This is a genomic window from Actinomycetes bacterium, assembly GCA_022396035.1.
Taxonomy (GTDB): Bacteria; Actinomycetota; Humimicrobiia; order Humimicrobiales; family Humimicrobiaceae; genus Halolacustris.
In genome coordinates this window covers 117259-133829 of record JAIOXO010000001.1, presented here as the reverse complement: position 1 = coordinate 133829, position 16571 = coordinate 117259, and the positions used below count along the sequence as shown (strand labels likewise).

General features: G+C 37.8%; 18 protein-coding genes. 4 read left to right on the top strand and 14 right to left on the bottom strand.

Annotation, left to right across the window (positions count from 1 at the left end):
* Positions 1-39 precede the first annotated feature (39 nt).
* On the top strand, positions 40-798 hold the full coding sequence (larE, locus tag K9H14_00680) for an ATP-dependent sacrificial sulfur transferase LarE (GenBank protein ID MCG9478706.1): 759 nt from the start codon (positions 40-42) through the stop codon (positions 796-798).
* Positions 799-862: 64 nt separating this feature from the next.
* The gene (locus K9H14_00675; protein ID MCG9478705.1) at positions 863-1555 is read left to right on the top strand and encodes a methyltransferase domain-containing protein; all 693 of its coding nucleotides are present in this window, start codon (positions 863-865) and stop codon (positions 1553-1555) included.
* 106 nt (positions 1556-1661) lie between these two features.
* Here K9H14_00675 and K9H14_00670 read toward each other — a convergent pair whose 3' ends face one another.
* From K9H14_00670 to K9H14_00615, 12 genes are all read right to left on the bottom strand, one after another.
* Entirely contained in the window at positions 1662-2468 is an 807-nt protein-coding gene (locus tag K9H14_00670) for an energy-coupling factor ABC transporter ATP-binding protein (GenBank protein MCG9478704.1), read from the bottom strand.
* A 298-nt stretch (positions 2469-2766) separates the two neighbouring features.
* A complete protein-coding gene (locus K9H14_00665) occupies positions 2767-2985 on the bottom strand; it encodes a hypothetical protein (protein MCG9478703.1) in 219 nt (72 codons plus the stop codon).
* A gap of 135 nt (positions 2986-3120) precedes the next feature.
* Positions 3121-3522, bottom strand: coding sequence for a hypothetical protein (locus K9H14_00660; protein MCG9478702.1), 402 nt, complete (start codon positions 3520-3522; stop codon positions 3121-3123).
* 125 nt (positions 3523-3647) lie between these two features.
* Complete coding sequence (locus K9H14_00655; protein MCG9478701.1) at positions 3648-4076, bottom strand: hypothetical protein; 429 nt, start codon at positions 4074-4076, stop codon at positions 3648-3650.
* A 441-nt stretch (positions 4077-4517) separates the two neighbouring features.
* Positions 4518-5273 carry a cobalt ECF transporter T component CbiQ gene (cbiQ, locus tag K9H14_00650; GenBank protein ID MCG9478700.1) on the bottom strand — a complete coding sequence of 252 codons (756 nt, stop codon included), beginning with the start codon at positions 5271-5273 and terminating at the stop codon, positions 4518-4520.
* A 29-nt stretch (positions 5274-5302) separates the two neighbouring features.
* Positions 5303-5611 carry a PDGLE domain-containing protein gene (locus K9H14_00645; GenBank protein MCG9478699.1) on the bottom strand — a complete coding sequence of 103 codons (309 nt, stop codon included), beginning with the start codon at positions 5609-5611 and terminating at the stop codon, positions 5303-5305.
* A 2-nt stretch (positions 5612-5613) separates the two neighbouring features.
* Positions 5614-6255, bottom strand: coding sequence for an energy-coupling factor ABC transporter permease (locus tag K9H14_00640; GenBank protein MCG9478698.1), 642 nt, complete (start codon positions 6253-6255; stop codon positions 5614-5616).
* Positions 6256-7400: 1145 nt separating this feature from the next.
* Positions 7401-8273: an aldo/keto reductase gene (locus K9H14_00635; GenBank protein MCG9478697.1), complete on the bottom strand. Its 873-nt coding sequence runs from the start codon at positions 8271-8273 to the stop codon at positions 7401-7403.
* Positions 8274-8464: 191 nt separating this feature from the next.
* Positions 8465-9655, bottom strand: a complete 1191-nt coding sequence (locus tag K9H14_00630; protein MCG9478696.1) for an MFS transporter — start codon at positions 9653-9655, stop codon at positions 8465-8467.
* An 881-nt stretch (positions 9656-10536) separates the two neighbouring features.
* Entirely contained in the window at positions 10537-11667 is a 1131-nt protein-coding gene (gene msrB / locus K9H14_00625; GenBank protein ID MCG9478695.1) for a peptide-methionine (R)-S-oxide reductase MsrB, read from the bottom strand.
* A gap of 28 nt (positions 11668-11695) precedes the next feature.
* Positions 11696-12037 (bottom strand): hypothetical protein, encoded by a 342-nt coding sequence (locus tag K9H14_00620; protein ID MCG9478694.1) that lies wholly within the window; start codon positions 12035-12037, stop codon positions 11696-11698.
* A 32-nt stretch (positions 12038-12069) separates the two neighbouring features.
* Complete coding sequence (locus K9H14_00615) at positions 12070-12537, bottom strand: staygreen family protein (GenBank protein ID MCG9478693.1); 468 nt, start codon at positions 12535-12537, stop codon at positions 12070-12072.
* A gap of 49 nt (positions 12538-12586) precedes the next feature.
* Between K9H14_00615 and K9H14_00610 the strand changes: the two genes are divergently transcribed.
* A complete protein-coding gene (locus K9H14_00610; GenBank protein MCG9478692.1) occupies positions 12587-13000 on the top strand; it encodes a DegV family protein in 414 nt (137 codons plus the stop codon).
* A 293-nt stretch (positions 13001-13293) separates the two neighbouring features.
* Here K9H14_00610 and tig read toward each other — a convergent pair whose 3' ends face one another.
* Positions 13294-14379 (bottom strand): trigger factor, encoded by a 1086-nt coding sequence (gene tig / locus K9H14_00605; GenBank protein MCG9478691.1) that lies wholly within the window; start codon positions 14377-14379, stop codon positions 13294-13296.
* Between the two features lie 613 nt (positions 14380-14992).
* Here tig and K9H14_00600 point away from each other — a divergent pair.
* The gene (locus tag K9H14_00600) at positions 14993-15556 is read left to right on the top strand and encodes a cyclase family protein (GenBank protein ID MCG9478690.1); all 564 of its coding nucleotides are present in this window, start codon (positions 14993-14995) and stop codon (positions 15554-15556) included.
* Between the two features lie 33 nt (positions 15557-15589).
* On the opposite strand, the gene K9H14_00595 is transcribed toward K9H14_00600, so the two are convergent.
* Positions 15590-16381: an SDR family oxidoreductase gene (locus K9H14_00595; GenBank protein ID MCG9478689.1), complete on the bottom strand. Its 792-nt coding sequence runs from the start codon at positions 16379-16381 to the stop codon at positions 15590-15592.
* Positions 16382-16571: the final 190 nt, after the last annotated feature.

Sequence of the window (16571 nt, the reverse complement as noted above, 5' to 3'; positions counted from 1 at the left end):
GAGGAAAAATTTCTAAAGCTAAAAGCAGAGCTTAAAGCCATGGAAAGGGCGGCAGTCGCCTTTTCTGGAGGGGTAGACAGCTCTTTCCTGGTAAAAGTAGCATCGGATGTTTTGGGCAAAAAAGTTTTGGCTATTACCTTAAAATCTCCTTCTTCTCCCCGGAGGGATATGGATAGGGCCTCAGAATTTGTAGAAAAACACCATGTAAGGCATGTGGTGGTAGAAAGCGGGCTTGAAGGCCCAAATTTTGTAAATAATGACCGTCTAAGGTGCTATTACTGCAAAATCGGGGAGCTTGGGAAGATAATTGAAATAGCTAAGAAATACAATATATCTAATGTTCTGGACGGGCAGAATTGGGACGATATTTCAGATTACAGGCCTGGCACTAAGGCTGCCCAGCAATTGGGGGTAAGGAGCCCTCTAAAATATTGCCACCTAAGCAAACAGGAGATAAGAATTTTATCCAGGCAAACGGGGCTTGCTGGCTGGGACAGACCTTCTTCTGCTTGCCTTGCAAGCAGGATAGCTTACGGGACCAAAATAACCGAACGTCTGTTAAGGATTATTGATAAACTGGAAACATTCCTGTTAGATAAAGGATTTACCCAAGTAAGGGTGAGGCACCATGGCAGTATAGCGAGGATAGAAGTGCAGTCAAAAGAACTGGGAAAGTTTTTAGATAGAAGTTTAACAGAAGATGTAATACGTGAGTTTAAGAATCAGGGCTACCTTTATGTAACCCTGGATATTGATGGCTACCGTATGGGAAGCATGAATAAACTGGTTAATAAATAAAAGCAAGCCCGGGGAAGTTATTAGACAGGCGTTTAAAGACGTGGAATATTTATCTCTATTGGATATGGGCTTGGGGTTAAAGCATATTTATAATGGGCATGGCTATAGGGGTTTTAGGTTGAATGAAGTGGAGCAAGCTTTAAAATCACAAAAAAAATATAACCGTAATGCAAGATTCTATGACTTTGTAGAATTTCCCCTGGAATATTTATTTTATTCTAGGCTGAGGAAAAAATATTTCTCAGCCCTTACAGGAAAGATTTTAGATGTGGGAATTGGCACCGGCAAGAACATTAATTATTACCACCCTGATGCAGAGGTTACAGGCATAGATTTTTCGGCAGGAATGCTTGATAGGGCCCGCAAAAAACTTGCTGGCTCAAACAGAAGGAATATTGTTTTAGCCGAAATGGATGTAGAAAATCTGGCTTTTGAATCTAAGAGTTTTGATTACGTTATTACCAGCACTGTTTTCTGCTCTGTTCCCCATCCGGTAAAAGGGCTTAAAGAAATTCAAAGGGTGTTAAAACCGGAAGGAAGAGCAGTTATGATTGAACATGTTAGGAGCAAGGGAAGGCTGGCTTCCTTCCTGCAGGATTTGCTTAATCCCATAACCAGGCTTTTAACAGGCATAAACATAAACAGGGACACGGGGCAAAATATTAAGAAAGTGGGAATGGTAATAGTAAGGGAAGAAAACCTGGCTTTAGGTGACGTCTTTAAACTGTTTATAGCTAAAAATGGGCAAGCATATTAAAAAATGTATCTTATAAAATTTACTACAAGTTACATAAATAACCCTCAGCAGCAGGTGACATCATTGTTAAAATAGAAGGCTAGACCTGTTAATCTTTATTTTGGCACTAAATACAGCCGGTTTTTCTCAAGCATAAAGGTAGATCCAGACTATTATTCCTTAAAAAATCTCGTTCATTTAAAATCTTTTTTGAATCGCCGTCAAATACTACCTCTCCCTGGTTTAATATTATGCACCTATCCGAAAAATCGTAAGCCAAATCAAGATCATGGGTAGCAATAATTGTGGTTTTATTCATTTCTTTAATTAGCTTTATAAAGTTAGCTCTATTTCTGGGGTCAAGATTGCTTGAAGGCTCATCTAAAATCAGTATTTCGGGATCATAAGATAGCACTGTAGCCAGAGAAACAAGTTTCTTTTCTCCAAAACTCAAGAAATGGGGAATCTCATCCTCTATATTCCCCAGATTTACTTTTCTTAAGCTAATTCTTACAATTTCCTCTATATACTGCCTGTTTTTAGCACGTCTGTCTTTCTTTTTATTTAAATAATTTATAAGGCCAAAGGATACATCAGCAAAAACTTTTATTGAAAACAACTGGTCATTTGGGTCCTGGAATACAAATCCTATCTTTTCCCTGATATCATAAATATTCTTTTCATTTAATTTCTTGCCATATATAAATATTTCACCCGACCGGCACTTTCCATCCATAAGACCGGCAATATTCAGCATTAAAGTTGACTTTCCTGCACCATTAGGACCGATTATGGATAATTTTTCTCCCCTTTCGACAGAAAAATTGATTTCTTTTAAAACTTCCCTGTAACTGCTAAAACCTCCATCCAATCTTCTGCTGGTAAGATACTTATAGCATAGGTTTTTAACTTCAATTATCTTTTGGTTATCCATTTAAATTAAAATAAAAAAAATTTTTAAATTAAATAAAACTTTAATGCATATTATATCTTACTTTCGGCAAGTTAAAAACGCAAAAATCCTGAATTAATTCTTTCCACATATCACTTGCTGCCATCTCCCAATATTTGTCCTCATCCATATCCAGTAGGTCAGGTATCATCTTCTGGGTGGAGGAGAGCTCATTCTTAAACTCTGTTACAAGCTTACAATCTTTTATGATTTTATACGAAGATATTCCATCAAAGTTATAGAAATACTTGGAAGTGGTGGGATAAAAAGATTTTCGGTATTAAGGATAGATAAGCAGGGAGTTAATGCTTCTTGCCTTCATGTAAAGCCTTACTTTTCTCTCAATTATCCCCTGGATTTTAAGCGGTACAAAGAATAGAAACATTATCCCTTCAACCCTTTCAATTCTCTTAAACAGTATAGGAGAGGCCTCATGTACACTGTTAAACTGGTTAAATCTTTTCTCCAGCCTAGGCTGATATCTATAAGAGGTAAGCACCTCTTTGGGGCCAATTAAGCTATCGGTAATAAGAAGGGAAAAATCCCGTCAACCTTTTTCTGGCAGGCCACCCTTTCTTTGTCTTTCTCCCATAATAGGGAGTAGTGGGTTGTTTTATGTATTTTATATTTTGAACTAGGCCCTGGCCTGCCTCTCCCCATCATTTTCCTCCTTTAGGATATCTACAATTAAAAAATCCTCCACCTTGTGTGTTTTTAATATCCTGTCCATTTCACCTTTTATATTTTCCTCTTCCCTGAACTTTCTCTTATTCAATTCAGAAAGGCCTGAAAGTTTCTTTTCTGCATTGCCCATCTTTTTACCCCTTAAGTTGTGGTCAAGCCTTTTCTTTGTTCTGAATAAGTACCAGTAGATCTTGTAAGCACTCTCTATGGTAGTATGTTCTCCTAAAAACAGGTTATAGTATTCAAATTCCTGAGTGCTGGCAATTTTTTTCTTCCAGATTAGCTTCCTTTTTATCTTAGAAGAGCATAGGCCTTCTTTGAAGGCCTTTGCTTCTTTCCAGGTATTGGGCATAGTAGTAATTACCCTTCCCCCATTTTCAACTATGTAGGAGAGCTGCCTCCGGGTGCTTACCTTGCAGTCTGCTACATAGGTAAAATTGCTGCTGCCTATAATAGCTTTTAAGTAGTTCCAGGTTTCTATATGGGTGGTATCATCAGTTCTGTTTCCAGGATATGTTTTGTAGTGTATGGGAACTGCCCCGTCTGAGGTATAGTTAATCTAAATACCAATTGTTTTAGATAAGGTCTATATTCTTTGCTCTTTCCATTGGTCATCTTTAGGCCTGTCTTGGCTTTTCTTGAAACTTTTCCGTAAGTTTTTACTGTAGTAGAATCATTGTGCACCTTTCCCATAGCAAGACCCACTTTTTTTATCATTTTAACCACAATTTCTGTCATAAGGGTTGCCTGGTCTGCTAGATATAATTTGTCCAGAGCCCTTGCAAACCTATCATCATTAAAGGATTTTACTGTATCATATCCCAGGTTGTGGCAACCAGGATCAATACCTTCCACCCACTGGCTAAGTTCATATACAAGGATTGCCTTCCCAAAGTTATGTTCCATACAAGAAGCATCAGGGCGTCGGCTGGGCTAACTTTTTCATTTCCATAAGAAGGGATGTATTCCCTAAATAGGAATTTTAGCCCTAATAGATCTGAGGTTGCCTTAATAAGTGGGATACCGTATACAATAAGGTATACTGCAGATACGGTAAGAAAAACTGCTGGTGCCATAAGGGGAAAGGCCATCCCTTTAGGCGTATAACCTTCTCAAAGGACGGAAAGCCTAAAACTAAATCCATCCGGGAGGAAAAGGTCGGATGGATAAAAAAGGTTACCCAAAATTACCGGCAATTTAGGGAAGGGCGAAAGAAAATTAGGCAATGTGAGAAGCAGCTTGGAGCACTTCTTGATAAGTACTTAAAAGAAATTATTGTAAAAACAAGGATAAAAAAAGAGTATAATTAATTCAGGGTTTTTGTGTTTTTAACCTACGGAATGTAAGTTATATAATACTGGTCAGCTCAATAATTTTTATAGACATCGGAATCAGAATAAAGATTAAAAGCAGGGCAATGTTTAAACTTCCATTTGTATTTTCCTTTTCCACAATATAAAAATTTCCATCAAACCCCCTGCTTTCCATAGACCTGTAAACATTTTCTGCCCGGTCTAATGACTTTATAAATAAGTTACCCATAACATAGGTGAGTCTCTTATTTACAGTATGATATGATTTTTGAAATATCCTGCTTTTTATGGCCTTCTGGCCGGTTTCTGATTCTTCAATTATTAAAAATATATACCTGTACATTAAAAAAATTATTGAAACAATTACTTTTGGTAAATGTATTTTTCTAAGCCCATGCAAAAGTTCCATTTCATCAGTGGATACAATAAGTGAAGCCAAAAGCAGTATTGAGAGAAAAGATTTTATAAGCACGGCTGCAAAGATAGCAAGACCATTATCAGTTACAGATAATGCAAATACCTTTAAATCGATTTTTACTAAAGTAGTGCCTTCATTTGCAAATGGAATAAAAATAGAGATAAAAAAAGGGTATAAAAATACTAAAGACACTCTCTTTACTAGCTGCTTAAAATCAGGCTTAAATAAGAACACAACAATAAGGGTAGCTAGAAAATAAAAGGCAAATATTAAATAGCTCCCTCTAGCTACACTGACAATAAAAAAGATATTTACCAGTGTTATTATTAATTTGTTTCTAATATTTAAAATACTACTCAATAGAGTTAACATCTTGCCTTATTTTTTAAATTTGCAAAAAACTATTTCTTTTTACCTGCTGCCTTATAAATCAGGTACACAACTCCAAAAACAGCCAGAATGATAAATACACCTGCCATTCCGGCCAGGGATGTCTGCCACAGCTCATTATCCACAGCATCAAAAACATAATCAGGAATCAGAAAAATACTTTCTGGAATTATTTCTTCAGCCTTATCTATAAATCCAAGATTTTCAGCGACCTTTTTCAGCCCATCAGGAAAGGATGATGCAAAGACTGACACAAACATGGCAATTACCAGTGCTGCAATTATTCCCGCCAATATAAATGTATAATCTCTTTTATTCATCATTAAAGGCTCCTTTCCCTGGTTAAAATAAGATCCGGTCTTACTTTATTTATAAAGGCAATTATGGCTACTGTAATTACCGCCTCTCCAATCCCTATTATGAAATGGACTCCAACCATTGCCCTTAAAGTGATTCCCAGAGCATAAGTTCCTGAAACCCCCAGTTCAAGTGCTGCAAAAAAAGAGACAATTATCACCGAGAGCCATGAGGCCACAGCAACAGAAATTAAAAAGATAGTCCTTTTTTTTGATATTTTACCAATCATCCAGTAAATTAAATAAGAACCGTAAACTCCAACAATAGCCATATTAAAAATATTGGCACCTAATGCTGTCACTCCTCCGTCCATAAAGACAAATGCCTGTACAATCAGTACCACTGCTATGACTATGGCCCCTGCATTAGGTCCCAGTACTATTGCCGCAAGGGCTCCGCCCAGAAGATGTCCGGAAGTGCCTCCGATTATGGGAAAGTTAATCATCTGAAGGGCAAAGATTAATGCGCTTATAACTCCCATTAATGCAATAACTCTAGCCTTAAAATAACTCTTTACCTTATATATTGCCGCAGCTAGCCCGCCTGCAGAAACCACTCCGGTAGAAACCACAGTTTTAATATCAACAAAGCCGTCAGGTATGTGCATATTGCTTCTCCATTAATAGTGTTACTAAATATGTAAAAAGTAACACGTTTTAAATAATAGAGCAAGCTTTTTTTGCTTTAATTTAACTAAAAAAGTTATCTTTGGCTAAATTTTTTCTAAACAGATTTGGACGCTTAAGCAGTTTTTAAAAACCAGAAGGGCGAAGTAGAAAATCATCTGTATTATCAATTAATAATCACTTCTATCTACAACTATACCTCTTACTTTATCTTCAACGAAAAAAATATATTTTTATTCTCATCACACAATGCTTCATAATTCCCCTGATCTTTAGATATAATTAGATCTGCTTTTTTATATTCATCTAAAAAAAATTAGTCGAGCAAAAAGGAAGTATAATTAAATGATAGAGGCACTCAATAATGTGCATTGGTGACAAGGTCGTTGATATCACGGGGTTAGTAGATGCTATTGGTAATAATATGGTTGTCCCTGCTGAGGGAATAGAGGCAGAAGGCATCATACATTCCGTTGGGTTATGAGTCTGTGATTTGGACGCGGTTTGGATTTAATATGATGGTGCTGGATATGAAACTGGGCTGTCTTTAACTCAAGGTGGGATATCTGAATGTGGTAAATACTCTTATAGTGGCAATGCTGGTACTACTGAAAGAACAGTCGAAGGTATAACAGTTACAGATAATTATATGGAGCCGGGTGCTGATTATCCAATAGAGTCTATAATTGGCTGTGATGGTGAATCTGCAGATGGGTTATGGTATGAAAATTTCTAAATCTATTTTCTTTTAAGGTCCAAACTTTTTTGTGTTGTAGAATATCTTATTATAGTCAAGGTATGGTGAAAACTAATGAAAGTCTGTACCGGCCATATCCCATGACTGTACAAGGACTGCAAGATAAAGAATTCCATGCATAAAAGCGTTTCGGCCCAAAAGATTGGATAAATTTTTAGGAAGAACTGAATAAAAATATGGTTTGGAAAAAACTGAGCGCTGAGTTTCATATGCCTGGAGCTGAAAAAATACTATTTTCAGTGCACTGGAGCTTCAGCATTCGACCCTGCTTGGGGAAATTAAAGATTTTAAAAATATTCCTTGGAATATAAAAAAGAATATCGGTACTTACAAACTGTTAGAAGATGACGGCAGGATAGTAATTCACTTCTAAGCGTCAGGCTGGAAGGGAACCAGCAGCTCTTGTGTTATTGTATCAATGCCCAGGGACTTATTCTTCAGGATTTCCTTTTCTTCTGTAGTAATAGCTTTATAACTATCAGCAATATCACATGCCAGCCACAAAAGTTCCGCATGACTTGGCGAGACAGCAGATGTTACTGGCAAAGAAAGAGTAAACCGAAGCGCTAAAGATGCTTCTTCAAAGCTGTCCATAGGTTCATACCAGCATTTGTCCCATTTGCCTCTGTTGTCTGATTGCCACATACCTTTTGCCAAGGCTTTTAAGGCCAGGATTCCAATTTCTTTTTCTTTTGCTTTTTTAAAAACAGCTGGCCCAAAGCCATCTTTAAACCATAAAGCCCAGTTAAATGGAAAAAGAATGCTAGTAAAATCATATATACCCATTAGAGCAATAGCTGCTTCTTCTGAATGGGCGGTAAATCCAAGATATTTTACATATCCTTTATCCTTAGCTTTAATAAAATACTCAAGAGCACCACCTGGACCCATAATCTGCTTCACTTCATCAAGGGTTGTTGCCTGGTGCATTTGATAGAGGTCAAAATAATCTGTCTTTAATTTTTTCAGGGAATCCTTAAACTCTCTTTCTGCTCCTTTTGCCGTCACTTCATGCGTTTTACAAGCAAGAAATACATCTTTGCGATATGGCTTTAGAGCTGGCCCCAACATTTCTTGAGCATTTCCATATTCTGGGGCAACATCGAAATAATTAATACCGCGGTCAATAGCTTTTGAAACATATCTTGAAGCATTACTTGCAGTCTCATCTGTTACCACAATTCCACCAAAACCGATTATGGATAACCTTTCTTTAGTTTTCCCCAATATTCTCTTTTCCATAACTGATTTTTCCCTAACTTATAAAAAAATAATCACTGTCTAAATATTAGCATAATTTGCATAGTCTTATAACAAATTATATTTAGAATTTTTTTTATTACTAAAAATAGTTATATAGAAAGTTATTCAATTAAAGATTTTTAAAAAAAATCTGGCGGGAGGGAGTTCAAACCTCTATAAAATAATTACCCTTATCTTTTCTCTTCTTTCCTTATTAGCCTGAATAGCAGTGAGACAGTAATAAACCCAAGAGCACTGCCTCCAAGGGCTATATAAGCTATATAACCCTTCCCGAAGTACTCTGTTATGTAGCCATATACAGGCTGAAAGATAATAGAACCGGCGAAAGCAAGAGCGATGGTAAAACCAAGGATGGTGCCGGAATTACCGGTATCCCTGTGGGCGGCAATTGATGTTGTAAGGGGAAATATGGCCGCAAAGCACATTCCCTGCAGGGCCAGAGCTATTATTTTTACATAAATAACAGGTATGAAACTGAATGCAGTCAGAAACACCATACCGGCCATACAGCTGTAAAAAAGAACATTTACCTCTTTGTATTTTGAGACCAGTTTTGTGGTTATTATCATGCCAATAATGGAAAACAGCCAATAAAGGGACAGCACCGCTGAACCATATGCTACCCTTACACCCAGGCCCAAAAAATAGGTGGTCATCCAGGTGGAAAGTCCCATTAAGGCTCCCAGAAAAATAAACAGGATCATACTGGCCAAAATTACGCCGGGATCCTTCAGAATGGATAAGATCGGCTTCCGGGGACTGCTTTCCGCAATGGTGCCGGAAGGGATCTCAGTTTCGATCCTTTTTTTGGGACATATCCGGTAAAACACGATCATAAATATTACATAAAGAAAAGCAAAGCCAAGGAACAAATATCCAGGCTGTAGATCCAGGTACAGGACTCCGCTTACTACCAGGGGACCCATCACCGCACCTGAATACCAGGCTATATCAAGTTTGAGAAAAATTCTGCTTATATTGTTCTTGAATAGCTTGGAGGAAAATGAATGTATGGAGGTGTCGATGGTACCGAAGCCCACCCGGAGGAATATGGTTACAATGATGAATATAAAGAAATTAAGATATAAACCGAACATAGTAAAACCCAAGAAAAGCAAGAAGAGCCCCAGAAGCACCAGTTTCTTTATGTCTACCCTGTCCGATAGTCTGCCTGATATTATATTAGCAATTAAGGCAGCTATAGACCCTATGAAAAGGGCATTGCCCATGCTGTCAAAACCCACATCTATTTTTTCTGCGATAACCGGGACCAGCGGATCTATTATTATGATAGATACCCCGAAAAGCACAAAAATAAAATAGAATGTGATGAGGGTCTTTCTCTTAGTCTTTTCATTCATTAATTCATATCTCCTGTTCTGCAGCCCTAAAACTTCAGGGTGGTAAGGACAAAAACGATTGCTCCTAGATACCTTTACTGTTTGCTTCTGGCATCCGGCCTATGGTCATAGAAAAACCCCTTCGGTCAAGTTTTCTTTGACTTTCCTTATCTCTAATTCAGCTATCCTGGGGCCGGAAGGAGCTGCTTATGCCTTTTGAAAAGCAACCAGAACAGTCCCCATTTTCCTGAAATAAGCCTTTAATATGCCTATTTTTTTTATCCTTTATTTCTTCAGACATATCTGAAATTTTATTGAAAAAAATAGTACTATGACAGATTAAACTAAAAGAAGATTTATTTCAAAGTAAAGGGTAATTTCTATACAAGGTTCCGATAAAGCTATAAGCAATATAGCGAAGGGTGAAAAAATAAAAAACAGCCCTCTATCTATTTGAGACTTTCGCCGCAGTGGAAGTAAAAATACATGGAAAAAATACATAATGTCCATTTTTATGAAGTGGGGGTTACTTGGGATGAATAGGGAAAGAAAGTAGAAGAGTTAAAAGAAAAATAGTATAGGCCAAGTGATAAACTAGAGGGTCTAACCAAAGCAGATCAAAATTACTCAATTACACTTTTTTCCTTATTAAATATATGTCCTAGAGCATTCGAATTATTTGAAAGTTCTACTGCTGAGCAAAACCGCAACTTACTGATTCTTTGTTTTCAAACTTACAGTTAAGAGGTAAAAAGTTAAGGTATAACTTAAAAAACTCCCGGGCTTACTGGTAAAGTTTGACCATAATGGCGAATGGATGGGAATAAGGTTTCACACTTCATTAATTAATTAAGTATAAAAATTTCCTTTCTTTTACAGGGCAGCTTATTGGCGTAAATTGCTTATTCAAATAAAATTTTAAACTTTCCATATCCTTTTTCTTCAAATTCATCTAATGATATAAAATCCAAAGCTCCACTGTTAATGCAGTAGCGCAGTCCCCCTTCTTCAGCGGGACCATCATAAAACAAGTGCCCTAAATGACTGTCTCCGCTTCTGCTTCTTACTTCTATTATTTCCATACCCCCGGAGTTATCTGAATTATGGGTTAGAACATCCCATTGTATAGGCCTGGTAAAGGATGGCCAGCCTGTACCCGAATCATATTTATCCGAAGATAAAAATAAGGGCTCTCCAGTTACAATATCAACATAAAGGCCATCTTCTTTATTATCCCAATATTCATTTTGAAAAGCTAATTCTGTAGCATCTTCCTGGGTAATTCTGAACTGCAAATCAGTTAATTCTTTCTTTATTTCTTCTACTGAAGGCTTGGGATATTCCCCTGGATTCACGCTTGGCTTTTGTTTTGGAATTTGGCTAAGGTCTATATGGCAGTAACCACCAGGATTTTTTTGTAAGTAATCCTGGTGGTAATCTTCAGCTAAAACATAATTGGTTAGAGGTTCTATTTCTGTTACAATCTCTTCATCATACTTGGCCTGTTCTTTTTCAGTTATCAACTCAATGATTTCTTTATCTTCCTCATCCACATAGTATATGCCTGAACGGTATTGAGAACCAATATCATTTCCCTGCCTATCTAAGCTGGTGGGATCAATAATTTGGTAATAATAACCGATAAGCTCCTCCAGAGTTAATTTTTTAGGGTCGTAGGCTACATAAACTGTTTCAGCATGTCCTGTTTTCCCAATAGAATAATAATCTGTTGTCCCGGTTTCCCCATTTGCGTATCCTGCATTGGTATATTCAACGCCAATTATTTGGTCAATATAGGCCTGGACTCCCCAGAAACATCCTCCGGCCAGATATATTTCTTTATATCTACTGTTTTTATAATCAGGGATAATCATTTTTGATTCTCCTATGCTTTTCTCTTCTTTTGTAATAGAAACATCCTTGTCTATACCTTGCTCTGTTGCTCCATCACTTTCTAGACTGGACCCAGGAACGGTGCAGCCTGTTATCCAAATTAATGAAATTAATATAATTATTATTATAAACACCTTCATATTTTTTTATTCCATTCATTTAAAGTAATTATTTTCTTTTGACAGCAGTAAACCTGTTGGCAACATATTCAATTATAACGCCATATACAATCCCTGCCAAAAAACTTACAAGGTCACTAAAACCTGTAGAACTGTAAAAAGCAAAAGAAACTATTAAGCCCAGGACTGCGCCCCTGGCAATTGTCTGGGGCAAACTCAGGTTTTTCCAGCCGGCTCCAATCACCAGACCCATAAGCAACCGGTTATACCATAAAGAAAACAAGAAATAGCCATCACTTTCAAAACCTGAGCGTATAAAAGCCCCAACAATGCAAACTATGCCCAGTACTGCCCCTGAAGCAAGACATATCCACATCCTTTTTGTAAACATATTCTTAACTCCTTAATCTTATACCAGTCATATTAATTCTTGGGCATAAAATCACTGATAATGCCCCATTTCTCCATACTGTTGGTTTTTTTGTTCCTGATAAGAAAGTGAACATAAATGGGTGCCCATAAAAAATCCCGGTTTTCTGCAAGGAATACCCTGTCACCATAACAAATAGCTTTTAGAACCATGTTCATATGCTGCCTGAATATGGACTCCCGCCATTTTGCGGGACCTATAGCTATTCCGCCGCTTACCAGGCAATATATATTTAATCCTGTTTGGCCCAATCCTTGCCATTTTCCTAAAACCTCATCACGCATCAGTTTAGAATAAAGACTTGAAAATTTTCTGTAGTCAAAACCCGGTCCTATTGAAAGAAAAAGGTCGCCAGTAATATCAGAATGAGTAAGAGTGTAACTACGCGGAGATATTGAATTTTCAGAATTTTTCTTATCAATAAAAGTAATATGAAGTTTTCTGGGATCAAATTCAGACATATTTCACACATCTTAATTAATTGTCTTTATACCAATATAAGTTATTATTTTGAAAATTAACATTAAAGAAATAAAAGTACACAATGCAAAATATATGTTTATGAAATGCGGCTGCAGACCGTGGGCAGGGTTAGAAGCATACTGGCTAGCGGCAAGCGGAGATATTTATATGGGTGTACCGGCTTGTACCTTAACTGATGATGGATATATAGGAATGTTTAAAAATACCAAACATTGGGAAAATGCAAAAAGACTGGCCGTAAAATCAATGGGAGATTATATTTCAGGGAAAGGGAAGCTTACAGTAGTTCTATCTGATGCCAATGCAAAACAGGATGTAGTCGAAGTAGAAGATAAGATAAAGAAAATTTACTGCCCCAAGACCATGATGAAGGTAAAAATTGGAATAGTGGTTGGGGCTCATGTGGGTACCGGGATAGGAATTACATTTTATGAAGAATAAGGCTATGGCAGCAAGTATTTAAGGCCGGTTAGCCCAAGTTTTGAAATTTCAAGCCATATTATATGCCCAGCAGAAGACAGTCCCGTCAGGATAAGAGCCAGGGTTAAGGGAGAAAATAAAATGACAGCAATAAACTTACCGGCTATCGCTGTTATTTTACATCTATGCTGCTGCAAGTGATAGTAGATGATGTTACACTAACATCAGAACGGCTGAATTGGACATTAACCCGAGCAACGGACTCCGAATTTGGGGTCCGGGTAAATATAGGATAATACTATCATCTATAGTTCTTATTCCAGAACAGCTTTATCACCAAGATAATCCAGGACTTTCTGATTTAACACAATTAACTTAAGATAGGGTATACCAAAATTTTCCTCATATTCCGCATAGTCCTCTGCTCCTATATGGTCGGTAAAATAGGAGTTCAGGTCCTCATCGGTAACTGAAATACCAGCATCTTCAGCAATGGCCTGAATGATAAGATAGAATTTAGCATTTTCCCTGTTATCTTCAGCAAATGTTTCAAGCAGCTCGTCGGTAGAGGAGACATTCATATAATTGGTCAAGAATTCATCAAATTCCATCTCGTAATACTCAGCAGAATCCTGATAGTAAAGGATTAAGGATTTTTCCTGATACTCAACCAGGGTTTCAGGAATGGATTTAATGTCAGCATTGTCTACAATATATTCCTGTATATAATAGGATATTGCCGAACTTTGCAGATTATCCCTGATATCAGTTTCCATTTCCTCAACTGTGTTCCAGCCATAAGATAAAGAAAGATTATCAGCAACAAAATCATCGGTCAATTCCGGGGTTTCCGTTTCCACTATATGGTTTATGGTTATGGCAAAAACAGCATCTTTGCCATCAAGTTCGGGGTTACCGTAATCCTGGGGGAAAGTAACTTCTATATCAAATGATTCACCCGGACTGTGGCCAACAAGCTGCTCCAGGAAGCCCTCTATATAACTTGTTACCCCAATGGTAACCTCGGTACCCATACCCTCAGTACTGCCGCCTTCAAAATTCTGGCCGTCAACACTACCGGTATAATCAATATTAACAGTATCACCTTCCATAACTTCGCGGTCTGTTATTTGATTCTGGGAAGTGAAATTAGCCAGAATGCCATCAATCTCTGCCTGGACAGATTCTTCTGATACCTGGTACACCTCTTGGGGGATGGATATCCCTTCATATTTACCCAGCTCTACATGATCCAGTGCAGTGATGCCTTTCCAGAATCCATCATCGGTAATCCCGCTACTATAGGAAAACTCCCCGTCGCTGCTAGAGCAACCGGCAAAGGTAATAAGCAAAAGGGCCACAGCCAGAATCGGTATTAACATCAATTTTATTTTTTTCATCTATTTCCTCCAATATGTTATTTTTATGGTTTAACTAGTTGAGATTAACATGCTCAAGCTAGAAATCAACCTGTAAATTATAAACTGCAAAAATGTTTAAAAAATGAAATTTTTAAACCAATAAACATGCTATATGATAATTTTATACCTCCTTAGTTAAATTGATGCACCCAGTATTTATAAAAAATATAAAAACCAAAAGAACCTGGTATTGCTCTTTTAGAATGTGGCGGATAAAAGTAGTACCATAAAGCAAATCAAATAAAGTACTATTATATCAAACTTATCCTGGATACCTGAGGGGAAGCATTATCCAAATATTGCTGCCCTAAACCGCCAATTACTCAGCCAGCCGCTTTAGGCTGCCATTAGCTACAAACCAGTGACCTGACCAGAATTTCTTTATAACATAGTGTATCATTCTACAGGAGACCTTCTAATGTTTACAAGTATTTTTTAGCCCGGGCTAAATTCTACCTGCAAACAGGATCTTAAAGCCTGTGTATATAAAAATAATAACCCTGGATGCACCATGATTTTAGAAGGATATATGTTACAATTTTGCCATGATGTTTAGATAGAGTAAATTTTTTTATCTGGAGGAGGAAAAGGCTTGCTGATTGATATTACCTTAAAGGTAACCCCCGAAATGATGGACCATACCCATAAGAATGAAAAAAAATCTTTTGACGGTCATATGGGAACCCACTTTGATGTTATGGACCAGGAGTTTCCATTAGAATATACAAAAAGAGACGCGGTTGTATTTGACGTAAGTAAAACTGGTGACCGGGAAATTGAAACAGATGACATTGATCCAGCCCGGGTCAAAGCGGGCATGTTTGTAGCTTTTTATACCGGGTTTATAGAAAGGGTGGGATATGGCTCAAAAACTTATTTTTCTCAGCACCCCCAGTTATCTATGGATTTGATTGATAAATTGCTGAAAAAAAATATCTCCATCATTGGTGTTGATTTTGCCGGGATGCGCAGGGGAGAAGAGCATTCTCCCAAAGACCAGTACTGCGCCCAGCAGGGCGTGTTCATTATCGAAAACCTTTGTAATTTAAAAACCCTGCTTGGCAGAAGCAAACATGCCCGGTTTGTCGCCCATACATATCCCTTAAATTACGCTGGCATGACCGGCCTTCCCTGCAGGGTGGTTGCCCAAAAATAAAGCTGCAAAGTATTGGAATAATTGCCAGGGATGCTACCTGGGCAAACGGTACCCTCCATCTATTTCAAACACAGAGCCCCGGCAGTAATCGGCCGCATCTGAACCCAGGTAGACGCACAGGGCCCCTATTTCTATAGGAGTAAGAAAACGGTCGGTAGGGCAGGCCTCTCTCCAGTATTTATACCATTTACGGGTTCTCTCATTATCCAGGTCCAAAAGTTCAGTGGCTGTATATCCGGGCTCTATGGCATTAAGGCGGATATGGTAAGGAGCCCATTCAACAGCCAGGCTTTCTACCAGGTGTTCTGCCGCTGCCTTGGAGGCATTATATGAACATTGCCACTGGGGTACATTTACTATATGGGCGGAAATAGAGGTGATATTAATAATACTGCCTCCTCCCTGCTCCTTCATAATCTCTGCTGCATGGTAGCACATGAGAAACAGTCCATTTAAGTTTACATCAATTACATCATACCAGTCCTTGAAATCCGGGCCCAGGTCAAAAGAGCGCTTATGCCTGCATATACCGGCATTATTGACCAGGATATCCAGGGTGCCCCATTCTTTGTTCACTGATTTTACAGTTTTGCGGCAATCTTCTTTACAGGTCACATCTCCCTGAAGAAATAGGTACCTGCCGCCATATTTCTGGATATCGGAAATAACTTCCAGCCCTTTTTGCTTATCTCTGGCCATAATAGCTACATTAGCCTCTGATTGCGCAAAAGCCTGAACTATGCCTTCACCTATCCCCCGGTTGCCTCCGGTTACCAGTACATTTTTACCTTTTACACTGAATGCATCTTTCATGTTTTTGATCAATTAAAACACCTCCGCCTGATTGATGATTTTATACAATTTTATAAGTTGTTGTTACTGCCCGGATACCACATATTTAGTGCTGATAACAAAGGGCCAAAATTGTTGAAACCCGGCCAGGGTTTCAATTTGATAGAGGTAAAACCCTGATGTCTTTTCTATCATATCTTGATTGGTTATGGTTAATACAAAA

What these genes read in the sequence shown, in the direction of transcription:
- cbiQ (MCG9478700.1), bottom strand. Translation starts at nt 5,273, where the DNA reads ATGTTAACTCTATTGAGTAGTATTTTAAATATTAGAAACAAATTAATA.
- K9H14_00635 (MCG9478697.1), bottom strand. Translation starts at nt 8,273, where the DNA reads ATGGAAAAGAGAATATTGGGGAAAACTAAAGAAAGGTTATCCATAATC.
- tig (MCG9478691.1), bottom strand. Translation starts at nt 14,379, where the DNA reads ATGAAAAAAATAAAATTGATGTTAATACCGATTCTGGCTGTGGCCCTT.
- larE (MCG9478706.1), top strand. Translation starts at nt 40, where the DNA reads ATGGAAAGGGCGGCAGTCGCCTTTTCTGGAGGGGTAGACAGCTCTTTC.
- K9H14_00620 (MCG9478694.1), bottom strand. Translation starts at nt 12,037, where the DNA reads ATGTTTACAAAAAGGATGTGGATATGTCTTGCTTCAGGGGCAGTACTG.
- K9H14_00670 (MCG9478704.1), bottom strand. Translation starts at nt 2,468, where the DNA reads ATGGATAACCAAAAGATAATTGAAGTTAAAAACCTATGCTATAAGTAT.
- K9H14_00640 (MCG9478698.1), bottom strand. Translation starts at nt 6,255, where the DNA reads ATGCACATACCTGACGGCTTTGTTGATATTAAAACTGTGGTTTCTACC.
- msrB (MCG9478695.1), bottom strand. Translation starts at nt 11,667, where the DNA reads ATGAAGGTGTTTATAATAATAATTATATTAATTTCATTAATTTGGATA.
- K9H14_00615 (MCG9478693.1), bottom strand. Translation starts at nt 12,537, where the DNA reads ATGTCTGAATTTGATCCCAGAAAACTTCATATTACTTTTATTGATAAG.
- K9H14_00630 (MCG9478696.1), bottom strand. Translation starts at nt 9,655, where the DNA reads ATGAATGAAAAGACTAAGAGAAAGACCCTCATCACATTCTATTTTATT.
- K9H14_00655 (MCG9478701.1), bottom strand. Translation starts at nt 4,076, where the DNA reads ATGGAACATAACTTTGGGAAGGCAATCCTTGTATATGAACTTAGCCAG.
- K9H14_00645 (MCG9478699.1), bottom strand. Translation starts at nt 5,611, where the DNA reads ATGAATAAAAGAGATTATACATTTATATTGGCGGGAATAATTGCAGCA.
- K9H14_00660 (MCG9478702.1), bottom strand. Translation starts at nt 3,522, where the DNA reads ATGCCCAATACCTGGAAAGAAGCAAAGGCCTTCAAAGAAGGCCTATGC.
- K9H14_00675 (MCG9478705.1), top strand. Translation starts at nt 863, where the DNA reads ATGGGCTTGGGGTTAAAGCATATTTATAATGGGCATGGCTATAGGGGT.